This is a genomic window from Solirubrobacter soli DSM 22325 (genome assembly GCF_000423665.1).
Taxonomy (GTDB): domain Bacteria; phylum Actinomycetota; class Thermoleophilia; order Solirubrobacterales; family Solirubrobacteraceae; genus Solirubrobacter; species Solirubrobacter soli.
Genome location: NZ_AUIK01000008.1, coordinates 1 through 13,848, shown reverse-complemented (window position 1 = coordinate 13,848; position 13,848 = coordinate 1). Strand labels below are relative to the sequence as shown.

At 71.3% G+C, this 13,848-nt stretch carries 11 protein-coding genes; 10 read left to right on the top strand and 1 reads right to left on the bottom strand.

What is annotated here, in order from left to right; translation table 11 throughout:
- Positions 1 to 6: 6 nt before the first annotated feature.
- Positions 7 to 4,470 carry a beta propeller repeat protein gene (locus G569_RS64455; RefSeq protein ID WP_157591811.1) on the top strand — a complete coding sequence of 1,488 codons (4,464 nt, stop codon included), beginning with the start codon at positions 7 to 9 and terminating at the stop codon, positions 4,468 to 4,470.
- Positions 4,467 to 5,204 carry a hypothetical protein gene (locus G569_RS0104330; protein WP_028062509.1) on the top strand — a complete coding sequence of 246 codons (738 nt, stop codon included), beginning with the start codon at positions 4,467 to 4,469 and terminating at the stop codon, positions 5,202 to 5,204. Before G569_RS64455 ends, G569_RS0104330 begins: the two co-directional genes overlap by 4 nt.
- A gap of 18 nt (positions 5,205 to 5,222) precedes the next feature.
- Here the strand turns inward: G569_RS0104330 and G569_RS57250 are convergent, their stop codons facing one another.
- The gene (locus G569_RS57250) at positions 5,223 to 7,145 is read right to left on the bottom strand and encodes a glycerophosphodiester phosphodiesterase family protein (protein ID WP_084284181.1); all 1,923 of its coding nucleotides are present in this window, start codon (positions 7,143 to 7,145) and stop codon (positions 5,223 to 5,225) included.
- A 141-nt stretch (positions 7,146 to 7,286) separates the two neighbouring features.
- Between G569_RS57250 and G569_RS45485 the strand changes: the two genes are divergently transcribed.
- From G569_RS45485 to G569_RS0104285, 8 genes are all read left to right on the top strand, one after another.
- Positions 7,287 to 7,628, top strand: coding sequence for a winged helix-turn-helix domain-containing protein (locus G569_RS45485; protein WP_169542063.1), 342 nt, complete (start codon positions 7,287 to 7,289; stop codon positions 7,626 to 7,628).
- Between the two features lie 58 nt (positions 7,629 to 7,686).
- The gene (gene pstS, locus G569_RS0104315; RefSeq protein WP_028062508.1) at positions 7,687 to 8,799 is read left to right on the top strand and encodes a phosphate ABC transporter substrate-binding protein PstS; all 1,113 of its coding nucleotides are present in this window, start codon (positions 7,687 to 7,689) and stop codon (positions 8,797 to 8,799) included.
- Between the two features lie 18 nt (positions 8,800 to 8,817).
- Positions 8,818 to 9,759 (top strand): phosphate ABC transporter permease subunit PstC, encoded by a 942-nt coding sequence (gene pstC, locus G569_RS0104310; RefSeq protein WP_028062507.1) that lies wholly within the window; start codon positions 8,818 to 8,820, stop codon positions 9,757 to 9,759.
- 47 nt (positions 9,760 to 9,806) lie between these two features.
- Positions 9,807 to 10,943 carry a phosphate ABC transporter permease PstA gene (gene pstA / locus G569_RS45480; protein ID WP_211232906.1) on the top strand — a complete coding sequence of 379 codons (1,137 nt, stop codon included), beginning with the start codon at positions 9,807 to 9,809 and terminating at the stop codon, positions 10,941 to 10,943.
- 23 nt (positions 10,944 to 10,966) lie between these two features.
- Positions 10,967 to 11,761 carry a phosphate ABC transporter ATP-binding protein PstB gene (pstB, locus tag G569_RS0104300; protein WP_028062506.1) on the top strand — a complete coding sequence of 265 codons (795 nt, stop codon included), beginning with the start codon at positions 10,967 to 10,969 and terminating at the stop codon, positions 11,759 to 11,761.
- Between the two features lie 10 nt (positions 11,762 to 11,771).
- On the top strand, positions 11,772 to 12,455 hold the full coding sequence (gene phoU, locus G569_RS0104295) for a phosphate signaling complex protein PhoU (protein WP_028062505.1): 684 nt from the start codon (positions 11,772 to 11,774) through the stop codon (positions 12,453 to 12,455).
- 100 nt (positions 12,456 to 12,555) lie between these two features.
- Positions 12,556 to 13,389, top strand: a complete 834-nt coding sequence (locus tag G569_RS45475) for a response regulator transcription factor (RefSeq protein ID WP_084284177.1) — start codon at positions 12,556 to 12,558, stop codon at positions 13,387 to 13,389.
- Positions 13,390 to 13,402: 13 nt separating this feature from the next.
- Positions 13,403 to 13,771 carry a hypothetical protein gene (locus G569_RS0104285; protein ID WP_028062504.1) on the top strand — a complete coding sequence of 123 codons (369 nt, stop codon included), beginning with the start codon at positions 13,403 to 13,405 and terminating at the stop codon, positions 13,769 to 13,771.
- The last annotated feature ends 77 nt before the right edge of the window (positions 13,772 to 13,848 follow it).

Genomic DNA, 13,848 nt, shown 5'->3' with positions numbered 1-13,848 from the left:
GTCCTCGTGCCGCTGCTCGCCAGCGCGGCGGCGTGGGTGGTGCTCTCTCAGGCGGGCGCGGCGGATGACGGTGCGCTGACGGCGCAGCCGGTGCTCGGCACGGCCGACACGGGCACCGTCCTGATGGGCGCGGCGGGCGACGAGGTGTGGGCGTACCGGCGGCTCCCGCGCGAGACCGGGCTCCCGAACGGGGTCGAGCTCGCCCCGGCATCCGGCACCACGCAGCAGCTGGCGTTCCTGCGCTGGACGCACGACGCCGGCTGGCAGGTGGTGGACACGCCCACCGACGCCGATGCCGACACGATCCGCGGCCCGGACCCGAACCGCGCCTCCGCGCGGATCACGCCGGGCGGCGGCGGGCTGCTGGTCGGCAGCGGCTCGGCGGGCGTCTCGGTGCTCGTGCGCAAGCCGGGCGGGCGGTTCCGCGAGGCGCCCGCGGTCCCGGCGGGGATGCTGGCAGGCGCCGATCCGACGCCCACGCCCACGCCCACGCCGACACCGACGGCGACCCCGAGCGCGACGGCGACCGCCACCGCCACCGCCACGGCGACTCCCACTCCGACCGCGACGGCGACCGTGACCGCGACTCCGACCGCGACGCCCACCCCGACCGCGACGCCGCAACCGAACCGCGCCGAGACGATCGCCGAGGACGGCGGCGGCGGGCGGATCGCGGACGCCGCCTACGAGGATGGCGGCAACGTGCACGCCCTGTTCGGGGTCCTCGGACGCCGCGTCGAGGACGCCGTGCTCCACTACGACGACGGCGCGCGCACGTGGACGCGCGAGCCGATCGACCTCGCCGGCGCGCAGCTGAACGCCTTCGACATCCTCGCGATCGACGCGCGCGGATCCGACGCGTGGCTGCTCGGCGCCGATGGCGACGGCACCTTCGGTCTCTTCCAGCGCTCCGGCACCCACTGGCTCTCGCGTCCGCTGACGCTGCCCGCGACCGCCAAGCCGCTCCCGGCCGGCGGACAGCCGCTGACCGTCGTCGACGGCGGGGTGTGGATCGACGCCGCGCTCGACGGCGCCACCGACGCCACGTTCTTCCGCTCCGGCTCCGGCAGCGTCGCGTCGTGGTGCGACGACGGCCACTGCGACCACCCGTTCGGCGCGCGCTTCTCGCGCGGGCTCGGGTACCGCTCGATCGGCTTCGCCGGCGGCGGGCGCGTGATCTCCAACGCGATCCCGCCCGGCGGCGACGACGAGGACAACCTCGGCGCGTACCTCGTCCGCCGCGGCGACGACTTCGTGCGGATGCCCGGCGGCGGTGGCTCCTACCGCCCCAGCGCCGCGTTCACCTCGTCCACCGAGGGCTGGCTCGAAGGCCCCGTGCAGGTCACGACCGAGGCGCGCCCCGACCACCTGCTGGCCTGGCCGGCGAGCGGCGCCCGCGCGCCCCTCACCGCCGCCGTGACGGCGCCCGGACAGCCGGCCGGCTCGCTGGACTCCGGCGCGCTCGCGGTCGGCCAGGAGGGCGGGGTGCTGCGCTACGTGCCCGGCGCCGGCTGGACCCGCGAGTTCCTGCTCTCCTCCTCCGGCGCGGTCTCCAAGCCGCTGCTGCGCGGCGTCGCCTGGCCCGAGCCGGGCCGCGCCCATGCGGTCGGCGACCTCGGCGCGATGTGGATGTGGCGCGCCGAGACCGGCCTGTGGGAGCGCGACCCGGCGGCGCCGGTCGGGTTCGAGGGCAACCTGATGGCGATCGCGTTCCAGCCCGGCGATCCGCTGCGCGGGTACGCGGTCGGCAAGCAGGGCGTGCTGCTGCGCTACGACAAGACCTGGACGCAGGAGACCCTCCCGGAGGGCTTCGCGACCGCGGACCTGACATCGATCGCGTTCGCGGGCGCGCAGGCGATCGTCGCCGCGGACACCGACCTGCTGATCGACGACAACGGGACCTGGCGGGTCGACGAGGACGTGCGCCGCCTGTTCGCGAAGCTGCCGGGCGCCGCGCCGCACTTCACCAGCGTCGCCGGGCTTCCGGACGGCGGCGCGGTCGCTGCCGGCCCGGGGTTCGTGATCGAGCGCGACGGGCCGACCTCCGCCTGGCGCTTCTCGACCCAGCCGCTGCTCGGGGTCACGCCGGTCGCGCTGGCCGCGTTCCGCGCCGACGGGAACGTGAAGGCGCTGGCGGCCGTGCAGCCGCAGCTGCCGTACCCCGTGCCGGACATCCTGCCGGAGACGAGCCCGGACTCGCCGCCGCCGCTCGTCCCGCCGTTCCCGCTTCCGGGCGACGGCTACCTCGTGCGCGAGACCGGATCCGGCTGGCGCGACGAGCAGCGGACGGCCTACGCGGGCTCCACCGCCGACCGGCCCGTGAAGTCCGACCCGGTCGGGGCGCTGCTGGTCGACCCCGCGAGCGGGGAGGGCTGGGCGCTGGGCGGCTGGAGCGGGGAGTCCGACGCGGCGGGTCGCGGCAACGGCAACCGCTCGACCCAGGGCCGCGCGGACCGCACCCGCGTGCAGACCGCGGCCGTCATGCGCTACGCGGTCGGCGCGCAGCCTGCGCAACCGCCCGCGCTCGTGCGCACGGGCACCGACATGACCTCCGCGGTCGCGCGCTTCGCGGTCGCCGGCCACGCCGAGTGCGAGTCGCCGTGCGCGGACCTGCGCGACGAGGGGATCGGCCCCGACCAGAGCCTGAAGGCCGCCAAGGACGCCGTCGGCCAGCTCGCCTCGCAGCCCGGCGGGCCGCGGATGCTGCTCTACACCGGCGGCCGGCTCGCGCCGGAGCAGACGCTGACGGCACGCGAGGGCGCGCGCTACGCGTCGCTGCTCGAGTCCGGCGCGCCCGCCTACGCGGCCGCGTCGGCGGCCGACACGTCTGGCGGCACCTCGACCGCCTTCAGCGGCGCCTTCGCGGGCGCGCCGGCGCCGTTCGGCGCCGGGGACGCCCCGGCGGGCGTGACGCCGGTGGCGGGCGCGACCCCGGCGGCCGCGGGCGCCCGGACGCACTACGCGTTCGACTCCGCCGGCTCCGGCGGGACCGTGCGCGTGATCGTGATCGACAACTCGCGCGGGTCCTTGGAGGCGTCCGACGCCCACCAGAACCCGCCGGAGCCGCAGCTGCCGTGGCTGAAGGCGATGCTCGCGGACGCGCGCGCCCACTCGATCCCCGCGATCGTCGTCGGCAGCCGCGACCTCAACTCACGCTTCCAGCCGAGCCTCAACGTCGCCACCGACGGCGACGCCGTCGCGCAGGCGCTCGTCGAAGGGGGCGCGTCGGCGTACTTCTTCGAGCGCCCCGAGGAGAACCGGATCTACCCGATCCCGAGCGGCGCCGAGCAGACGATCCCCGCGTTCGGGACCGGCACGCTCGGGTACCGCTCAGCGCTGGCCAACACGCTCAACGGGCCGGACGCCGTGTTCGGCGACGCGGGCCTGCTGCTGGCCGAGATCGACGTCTCCAAGCGCGACCCGGCGACCAACCGCGCGCCCGTCGTGGTCCGGTTGCTACCGGTCGTGTCCGAGCTCACGCTGCAGGCGGTCGACGGCACGCTGCTGCGCCGCTCGCGCCCGTCGCTGTTCCAGGGCCTCGGGCGCCGGCCGGTGGGCGGGGACCGCTGGGGCGCGGCCGTCGGCGGCGGCGACCCGCAGCCCCCCGGCTCGGACCCGTACACGCAGCTGCCCGCGCAGCCGTGCACCGGGCCCGCGTGCGCGACCCGGGTCACGCCCGAGTACGAGTTCAGCTCCTCCGACCCGGACATCGGCGACTTCGTCGCGCAGGACCCGGCGTCGACGAACCTGCGCAAGCCGCTGATCGGCGCAGGCGACAAGGTCGTCACCGACCCGCACTCCGGGCTCTTCTGCCCGTTCAACGCGGGCAAGACCACGATCACCGTGCGCGCCGGCGGGCTCGCCTATTCGACCGTGGTGACCGTTCTGGCCGGCTCGGTCCAGCGGCCCTGCGGCACGCGGCCGCTGGACCCGAAGCGCTTCACCGCGTCCGCGCCGCCCGGCTCTGCCGCTCTGCCGCCGTCGCCGCTTCCCCAGCCGGGCCCGGGCGTCGCGCCGATCGTCCCGCCCCCGCCGCCCGCGGCCAAGGAGCCCGAGCCCCGCGAGAAGCCGCGCGAGAAGCCGCGGGTCCCGGCGCCGCAGCCCACGCCCCCGCCGATCCCGGTGGACGAGACGGTTCCGCCGCCACGTACGACCCGCACCGGCCCGCCCCCTGCCACGCCGCCGCCGCCCGCGGCCGGGTTCGCGCGCCCGATCCCGCCCGGCGGCGCCGTGATCCGCGTGTTCGAGGAGAAGCGTGAGGAGGAGGCCGCGCCCGAGCAGTCCTCGGCGGCGCTCGCCTATCGCTTCGAGGAGCACATGCCGACCAGCTTGTTCCTGTACGGCGTGATCGTCCTCGCCGCGTTCGCGGGCGCCACCGTGCGCCTCGGCATCCGCCGGCGCGAGCGCGGGGTCGCCGCCGCCGCCGTCCACATCCCCGCCCGCGACCCCTACCGGAGGCGCCGCCCATGAAGTTCCTCGCCGTTGCCGTGCTCGCGCTCGTCCTCTCCCTCTCGGGGGTCGCGGACGCCGCGCTGAAGGTCGTCTCCAAGCCCAAGCCGAACGCGGTGCTCAAGCTCGACCGCAAGGGCAAGTTCCCCGCCGCCGCGATCCCGAAGGTCGCGAGCGCGAAGAACGCGGACCGGGTGGGCGGCAAGAGCGCGTCCGACCTGACGATGACCTGCGACCCGCAGACGGTCGACCTCGGCACGTGGTGCCTGCAGTCCGCGCCGTACCCGCTGCCCAACGAGGACATCGGCAAGAACGACTACTTCTACGCGACCGCGGCGTGCGTCGAGGCCGGCGGCTTCCTGCCCACGGCGGCCCAGCTGATCGGCGCGGCGTCGCGGGTGAAGCTGGCCTCGACGATCGACGACGCGCCGGTCTCCTCCTCGCCCGACGTGGACCCGACCGACGGCATGAAGGACCGCCGCGAGATGTCGGCGACGCTGATCACGACCCAGGCGGGCTCGTCCGCCGCGGGCTCGGAGGGCGTCACCGAGGGCTCCCGCGGCGACCCGAAGGCGGGCGAGCCGGACCCGGTCCCGCTCCCCGCCAACCCGGCCCCGCAGTCGCTGCAGTACGTCACGGTCTACGACAACCACGACAAGGGCGGCTTCGCCGGCTCCAAGCCCGTGTCCGCCGCCGAGACGTTCCGCTGCGGGTTCAACAAGGCCCAGGGCGCCGCCGCCTCCGAAGAGGGGTAGCGCCCCGGGCCTGGAGGCTCAGCGCAGGCCGTTGCGCTTGGCGACGAGCAGGAGCGTCTCGGGGTCGTCGGAGATGATCCCGTCCACGCCCAGCTCGATCACCCGCTGCATCGTCGGCTGGTCGTTGACCGTGTAGGGGACGACCTTCAGGCCGCGGTCCTGGAGCTGTGGGACCGGCGGGCCGTGGTAGATCGCCGGGTCCTCCTTGAGGTAGTAGTCGGAGGAGTCGACCTTGCCCTGCGTCGGGTCGTGGACCTGCCAGTTGGAGCTCACCACGTCCGCCTTGGCGGCGCGCACGAGCCGGCCGAGGTCCTTGTAGCGCCACCAGTCCAGGCCGCCGGTCCAGGGGGAGATGACGGACGGGTCGCCGACGACGGCCTCGAGCGAGCACTCGTCGGAGATGTCATCGCAGTCGGCGCCCGCGTACTGCCAGACGAGCGCGACGGTCTGGATGCGCGGGTCGAGCTGCTTGGCGAGGCGGATCGTGCGCCAGTCGAAGGACTGGATCATCGCGCGGTCCTGCAGGTTGTTGTCCTGGATCGCCTTGACGAGCTTGGCCGTGAAGACGTCGTAGCCGACGGTGTCGTCGGCGGTCGGCGAGATCTTGGTCTCGATGTTGAAGCGGACGTCGTCGTCGCCCGAGGCGGCGACGAGGTCGAAGACCTCCTGCAACGTCGGCATCTTCGCGCCGGGGGACGCCACCCAGCCGGGCTGGCCGGCGAAGTCGCCCTTGGAGCCGCAGTCGAGCGTCTTGATCTGGGCGAGCGTGAGCTCGTGGATCGGCTTGCCGAGGATGCTGGCGTCGCCGGTGCAGTGGTTCGGGTTGATCGCGCGGTCGTGGGCGACGACGAGGACGCCGTCGGACGTCACGCCCGTGTCGAGCTCGAGCGTGTCGACGTTGCGCGAGAGGCCGTAGGAGAAGGCGGGCAGCGTGTTCTCCGGCCGGTAGCGACGGCCGCCGCGGTGCGCCTCGACGTCGAAGGGCGACGCGACCGGGTCCGGCAGGTCGAGGTTCTTCTCGTCCATCACGTCGCGGAGGCGATCCGGGTAGTCGGTGATGATGCCGTCGACGCCGCGGTTGATCAGCGAGCGCATGTCGGCCTTCTCGTTGACCGTCCACGGGATCACGGTCAGCTTGCGGTTGTGCGCCGACTTGATCAGCTTGTCGGTCATGTCGGTGAACAGCGGCGAGAGCACGTCGGCCTTCAGCTCGTCCTTGACCGCCAGCGCGAGCGAGCCGTCGTCGAACGGCTTGGCGCCGATCTCGATGCCGGCCGTCCACTTCGTGCCCTTGAAGACCGTGGTCTTCTGCGCCAACGCGACCCGCCGCAGCGACGGCGAGAGCTTGCGCGCCGCGACCAACGTGCGCCAGTCGAAGGACTGGATGAGGCTGCGGTTGGTCACCTTGTAGCGCTTGATGACATCGACGACCTTGCGCGCGAACGTCGCGGGCGCGACCGTCTCCTTCGGCAGTGTCGGGTCGAGCTTGGTCTCGATGTTGAACTGGACGTTCGCGCCGTAGCGGTTCGCGAGCTGGAAGACCTCGGCCAGGGTCGGCATCTTCGTGCCGGGGACCGACTCCTGCGTGCCGACGAACGGGTCCGTCGACGGGACGTCCGGGTGGCGCGTGCCGCAGTCCATCTGCTTGACCTGCTTGAGCGTCAGGTCCTTGATCAGCTTGCCGATGTGCGGGCCGGAGCACTCGAGCGTCGAGAAGCGGCGCTCGTGCGAGACCACGACCACGCCGTCCTTCGTCACGCCCGTGTCGAGCTCGAGCGTCGTCACACCCAGCCGCATCGCGTTCCCGAAGGACGCGAGCGTGTTCTCAGGCCGCAGGCCGCGCCCGCCGCGGTGGGCCTCCAAGTCGAACGCCGCGGACGCCGACGGCGCCGCGGCCAGAACGATGAGTGCTGTCGCACCCAGGATTCGTGGGGTTTGCATGGGCGCGAGACAACTCCAGCCATGAAACCGAGAAGTGGCGGAAATGTGAGTTCACAAGTTGTTCACAGGTCGTTCACCGCCGTGTAACCGGCGATGTCGCTTGGCGTTCGAAGGTACGCCGCGATGCAGACGAGTGAGCACGTGGAGGTCTTGACCGCGGGAGAGCTCGAGATTCGACCCTCGGAGCACCTGGCGCGTGCGCGCGGACGCACGCTGTCGCTCTCCGTCCGCGAACTCGATCTCCTTGCGGCTCTGGCCCGCCGAGAGGGAAGGATCGTCAGCCGCGACGAGCTGTACACCACGGTGTGGGGCGCTCCGCTACGTGGCCAGGACCGGTCCGTGGATGTCTACGTCCACAAGTTGCGCAGCAAGCTGGCGACGGCGCTGCCCGACTGGGCGTTCATTCATACGCACTTCGGTTTCGGGTACCGCTTCCAGCCCGAGCCTTCACATCCTTTTCACAGGTCGGGAACACCTCGGTAACAGACTTGCGCCGCCGGCCTGCAAGCGTCGTCGGCTCATTCACAAGAAGGAAGGTTCGATGAAGTTCAATCGGTTCGCCGGTGCGGCGGTCGTCGCCCTGGCGCTGGGCGTCGCTGCCTGTGGTGAGAGCGACGACGCCACCACCCCGCCCGCCAGCTCGGGCGGCGGCAGCAGCAGCGAGCAGACGGCCCTCTCCGGCAACCTCGCCGGTGCGGGTTCGAGCGCCCAGGATGCTGCACAGCAGGCGTGGATCGCCGGGTTCCAGGACGCGAACCCGGACGCGACCATCTCGTACGACCCGGTCGGGTCGGGCGGCGGTCGCGAGCAGTTCATCTCCGGCGGTGTGGCCTACGCCGGCTCTGACGCCGCGCTCAAGGAAGACGAGCTGACCAAGGCGCAGGCGCGCTGCGGCGGCCCGGATGGCCTCGTCGAGGTCCCGGTCTACATCTCCCCGATCGCCATCGCGTACAACCTCGCGGGCGTCGACAACCTGCAGCTCTCGCCGGAGACCCTGGCGAAGATCATGAAGCAGGAGATCAAGACCTGGAACGACCCGGCGATCAAGGCCGACAACCCGGACGCCAACCTCCCGGGCGACCGCATCACCGTGGTCAACCGCTCCGACGAGTCGGGCACGACCCAGAACTTCACCGACTACCTGCATCAGGCCGCTCCGGACGTCTGGACGTTCGACGCCGACCAGGTCTGGCCGGTCAAGGGCGGCGAGGCCGCGCAGGGCACCTCCGGCGTCGTCGACGCGATCAAGAACGGCAAGGGCACGATCGGCTACGCCGACGAGAGCCAGGCGCGCGAGCTCGGCATCGCCAAGATCAAGGTCGGCGAGGAGTACGTCGGCCCGACGCCTGAGGCCGCCGCGAAGATCCTCGAGGCCTCCAAGAAGACCGAGGATCCGGGCAAGAACGTCTTCACGTTCACGGTCGCCCGCACGACGGACGACGCGACCACGTACCCGATCGTGCTCGTGTCCTACGCGATCGCCTGCACCAAGTACGACGACGCCGCCCAGGGGAAGCTCGTCGGCGGTTACCTGAAGTACGTCATCAGCGCTGACGGTCAGGCGGCCGGCTCCAAGAACGCCGGTTCGGCTCCGCTGAGCGACTCGCTGCGGACGCAGATCCAGCCCGCGGTCGACGCCATCGGCGCCGGCTAACGAGAAGGAGCGAACGTCGTGACCGTCGCACAAATCGACCCGCGAGGACGCCGTTTCGACTCGCAGGGCGCGAGGACCGGTGACCGGTTCTTCGCCGGCCTGGCACTCGGCGCGGGGGTGCTCATCCTCGCCACCCTCGCGGGCGTCGCGCTCTTCCTGTTGGTGAAGGCGTGGCCGGCGATCACGGCGTCCTCGAAAGACATCCCCGGCGGTGAGGGGCTGGTCAAGTACATCTGGCCCCTCGCCTTCGGGACCCTGGTGGCGGCGGTGATCGCGATCGTGATCGCCGTCCCCGCCGCGATCGCGGTGGCGCTGTTCATCAGCCAGATCGCGCCGCCGAGGATCGCCCAGCCGTTGTCGTACGTGATCGACCTGCTGGCCGCGATCCCGAGCGTCATCTACGGCCTGTGGGGCATCGCGGTGCTCGGTCCGGCGTCCGTCGGCGTGCAGGAGTGGCTCGCCGACCACGTGAGCTGGATCCCGTTCTTCGCGGGCCCGCCGACGGCGACCGGCCGGACGATGGCCGTCGCCGGCCTCGTCCTGGCGGTGATGATCCTGCCGATCATCACCGCGGTGACCCGCACCGTCTTCGAGCAGACGCCGCGGCGCCTGCAGGAGAGCGCGTTCGCGCTGGGCGCGACCCGCTTCGAGATGATCCGCATGGTCGTGCTCCCGTTCGGGCGCTCGGCGATGATCAGCGCGTCGATGCTCGGCCTCGGCCGCGCGCTGGGTGAGACGATGGCCGTCGCGATCGTGCTCTCGGTCTCGGGCGACGTGACGTTCAACCTGATCAGCTCGGCCAACCCGTCGACGATCGCGGCCAACATCGCCCTGCAGTTCCCGGAGTCCTCCGGCCTCGCGGTCAACACGCTGATCGCCGCCGGCCTCGTCCTCTTCGCCGTGACGCTGGTCGTCAACATGGCCGCGCGCTGGGTGATCAACCGCCAGGTCCGGATCTGATGAGCACTCCTCCGCAGAGCGATCGCACCGACGCCGAGGCGCCTCCCGTGCCACCGGTACCTCCCGCGCCCACCGATCCGCCGGCGCCGTCCTCGGCGCCTGAGGCCCGGATCGCGGTCCCCGAGCAGGCCCCGCCGACCCGGACGCGTCCCGCTTCGACCCCCGTGCAGGGCGGCAAGCTGCCGAAGTGGGCGCCGTGGGGCGCCGCGGGCGGCGCGGCCGTCGTCGTCGGGCTGATCCTCCTGGTCGTCGGCTTCGATCCGGCGCTGTTCTTCGTCGGCACGGTGGTGCTCGGCGCCGTCGCGACGTACGTGTGGTCGCGTGGCGTCGAAGGCAGCCGCCGCGCCATCGACCGGCTCTTCACCTACTCGGTCACCTCGGTGTTCGCGCTCGCGCTGATCCCGCTGGTGTCGCTGCTGTTCACCGTGATCAACCGCGGCATGACCCGCTTCGACGCCGGCTTCTTCACCGAGTCGATGCGCGGCGTGATCGGCGAGGGCGGCGGCGCGCTGCACGCGCTCATCGGCACGCTGATCATCACCGCCTGCGCGACGATCATCTCGGTCCCGATCGGCATCCTCGCCGCGATCTACCTGCAGGAGTACGGCAAGGGCCGTCTGCGCCATGCGCTGACGTTCTTCGTGGACGTCATGACCGGCATCCCGTCGATCGTCGCCGGCCTGTTCGCCTACTCGCTGTTCGCGATCTTCTACGGCCCGGGCGTCCGGCTCGGCATCATGGCCGCGGTCGCGCTCTCGGTGCTGATGATCCCGATCGTCGTGCGCTCCACCGAGGAGATGCTGCGCATCGTCCCGAACAGCTTGCGCGAGGCGTCGTACGCCCTCGGCGTGTCGAAGTCGCGCACGATCGTGAGCGTCGTGCTGCCGACGGCGCTGGGCGGCATCGTCACCGGCGTCATGCTCGCGATCGCGCGCATCGTCGGCGAGACCGCCCCGCTGCTGATCACCGCGGGCGTCGTGACCTCCGTCAACAACAACCCGTTCGACGGGCGAATGGCCAACCTCGCGGTGTTCGCGTTCAACTCGTACAAGTCGCCCGGCGTGCCGCCGCAGCCGTCGATCGATCGCGCCTGGACCGCCGCGTTGGTGCTGATCCTGATCGTGATGATCCTCAACGTGGCCGCGCGCCTCGTCTATCGCCGCTTCGGTGCGGTCCTGCGATGACCACTCAGCTTGAAAGGAACGACATGGCTGTCGCAACCGCGGCCAAGACCATCAGCGTCACGTCTCTGAACCTCTACTACGGCTCGTTCCTGGCCGTCCAAGACGTGAACGTGACGATCCAGCCGAACAAGGTCACCGCCCTGATCGGCTCCTCGGGCTGCGGCAAGTCGACGTTCCTGCGATCGCTGAACCGGATGCACGAGCTCGTCCCCGGCGCCTACGTCGAGGGCGAGGTCCTGCTCGATGACCAGGACATCTACGCGCACGGCGCCGACCCGGTCTTCGTCCGCCGGCAGATCGGGATGGTCTTCCAGCAGCCGAACCCGTTCCCGACGATGTCGATCTACGACAACGTCGCGGCGGGGCTGAAGCTCAACAGCCGCAAGATGAAGAAGTCCGAGATGGACGAGATCGTCGAGCGCTCGCTGCGCGGCGCGCACCTCTGGGAAGAGGTCAAGGACCGGCTCGGCAAGCCCGGGATCGGCCTGTCCGGCGGGCAGCAGCAGCGCCTCTGCATCGCCCGTGCGACCGCCGTCGAGCCGGACGTCCTGCTGATGGACGAGCCCGCCTCCGCGCTGGATCCGATCGCCACGCTGGCCATCGAGGATCTGGTCGGCGAGCTCAAGAAGGAGTACACCATCGTCATCGTCACGCACAACATGCAGCAGGCGAGCCGCGCCAGTGACATGACGGCGTTCTTCAACATCGAGGGCACGGGCAAGCCCGGCCACCTCGTCGAGATCGACACGACTGAGAAGATCTTCTCCAACCCCAGCCAACAGGAGACTGAGGACTACGTCAGCGGACGATTCGGGTAAGGAGCCGTTCGTGCCTACAGGTGGACGGCAACATTTCCAGGAGGAACTGCGCGACCTGGAGGTGCAGGCACTCGGCGGGCTCGATCTCGTCGTGCGGACGCTCGACCGGACCATGGAGGCCCTCGAGCACCAGGACATCGAGCTCGCGTCGATCGTCATCCATGACGACGACCGGATCGACGGGCGCTACCTCGAGGTCCAGCAGGGGATCCTTTCGCTGCTGGCCCTGCAGGCGCCCGTCGCCTCGGATCTGCGGGTCGTCGCCGCGCTGCTGCACGTGATCAAGCACGTGGAGCGGATGGGCGACCAGTGCGTGAACATCGCCAAGATGCTCCCCGTGGTCGGCTACGAGCCGCCCAAGGACGAGGCGATGCTCGAGCACATCTTCCGGATGGGCAGGCTCGCCCGGTCAGAGGTCGAGCAGTCCAAGCAGGCCTTCCTGTTGCGAGATGTTGCGGTCGCCGAGGATCTGGTGCGACAGGACCGCGAGATCAATCGCCTCAATAAGTGCGTCTTCGCGCGCGCGGTCGAGGTCGGCACCGACGCCGACCGGCGCGAGTGGGCGATGTCGATGATGCTCGTGGCCCGTGCCATAGAGCGGATCGGCGACAACGCCGTCGACATCGGCGAGCAGGTCGCGTTCGTTGTGACGGGCGAGTTCCGAGAGTTCTCGGACGCCTCGCACGTTTCCTGAGCGTCGTCCGACATTCCCGTTTCCGCCCTGTAAAGATGTAGTTACCGGAGCGTTTTGCGGCTCGAACCAATGCTCGTTCGTGAGTAGTGTCCGGGGGGAGATGACGACGATGGTGGTTGACGAGCGGCGCGCCGGCGCCGCAGGGCAGGCGGCTGTACGCCTGGCGGTGATCGATTCCGACACCGGCTTCCTGCAGGTCCTGGGGAAGCGCCTTGAGGGGATGGGTTGGCAGCACCGCGTGTTGGCGTCTCCTGTTCCTCTTGATGCGATGGTCGCGTTGCGCTTGAACGCGGTCGTCGTCGATCTGGCCGTGCTTGGTCCGCAGGGCTGGACGTATCTGGACAAGCTCTGCGCGCGGCTGCCCGGCCTGGGCGTGATCGTGTGCACCGGACAGTCCTCCGTCGCCCAGCGCGTGCGCGGGCTGCGGCTGGGCGCCGACGACTGGGTCACCAAGCCCTGTCACCCCGAAGAGCTGATCGCCCGCATCGAGGCCGTCGTGCGCCGCCGCAAGCGCGCCGACGTGCGCGTCGAGAAGGGCCCCGTCGTGATCGGCGAGGTCGAGATCCGCGCCGACCAGTTCCAGGCCTTCGTCGGCGGCGTGTCCGTCGAGCTGACCCGTCGCGAGTACGAGCTCATCCAGCTGCTGGCCGAGGCCGAGGGCCAGGTCCTGCAGCGCGAGGAGATCTACCAGCGGGTGTGGGGCTACGCCATGGTCCACGGCGACCGGTCGGTCGACGTGTTCGTGCGCAAGCTCCGCTCGAAGCTCGAGCGCGTCTCGCCCTCGTGGCGCTACATCCACACCCACTTCGGCATCGGCTACCGCTTCGCGGCCGAGCCGGTCGAGGAGCCCGTGGGCTCCGGGGCGCCCCTGCCCGAGAGCGGTTTGGATGACCTCGAAGCCGCGCCCTCGCCCGATTACGTGAACGCGGGCTAGAGTTGAGGCCCGGATGGGCCCTGACCGCAACAAGCACATTCGCAACGCCGCCATCGTCTTGGCGCTCGCCGTCGCCGTCTGGAAGATCCCCGGCGGCGGCACCGCCTCCGCGACGATCGCGAACATCTTCTCGGTCATCTTCCTCGCGAGCCTGTTCTTCCTCGGCTACCGCGTCTACATGGAACGCCGAGAGACCCTCTTCAGCCTCGAGGAACGCCAGCGCGGCCTTCTGTACGGCGCCCTGGCGCTGGCCACCTTCGCCGTCGTAGCCACCGGCCGCCTCTGGGACGCCGGCCCCCTCGGCCCGATGCTCTGGCTCGCGATGCTCGGCGCCTCCGCCTGGGCGCTCTACAGCGTCTGGCGGGCCTACAAGACGTACTAGCCGCGCGGGGCCCCGCCCGCGCGGCGGTCCTTCGCCCGCGCGGGCGTCTTCGCGCCCGCCCCCGCGTCGCGCTGCCA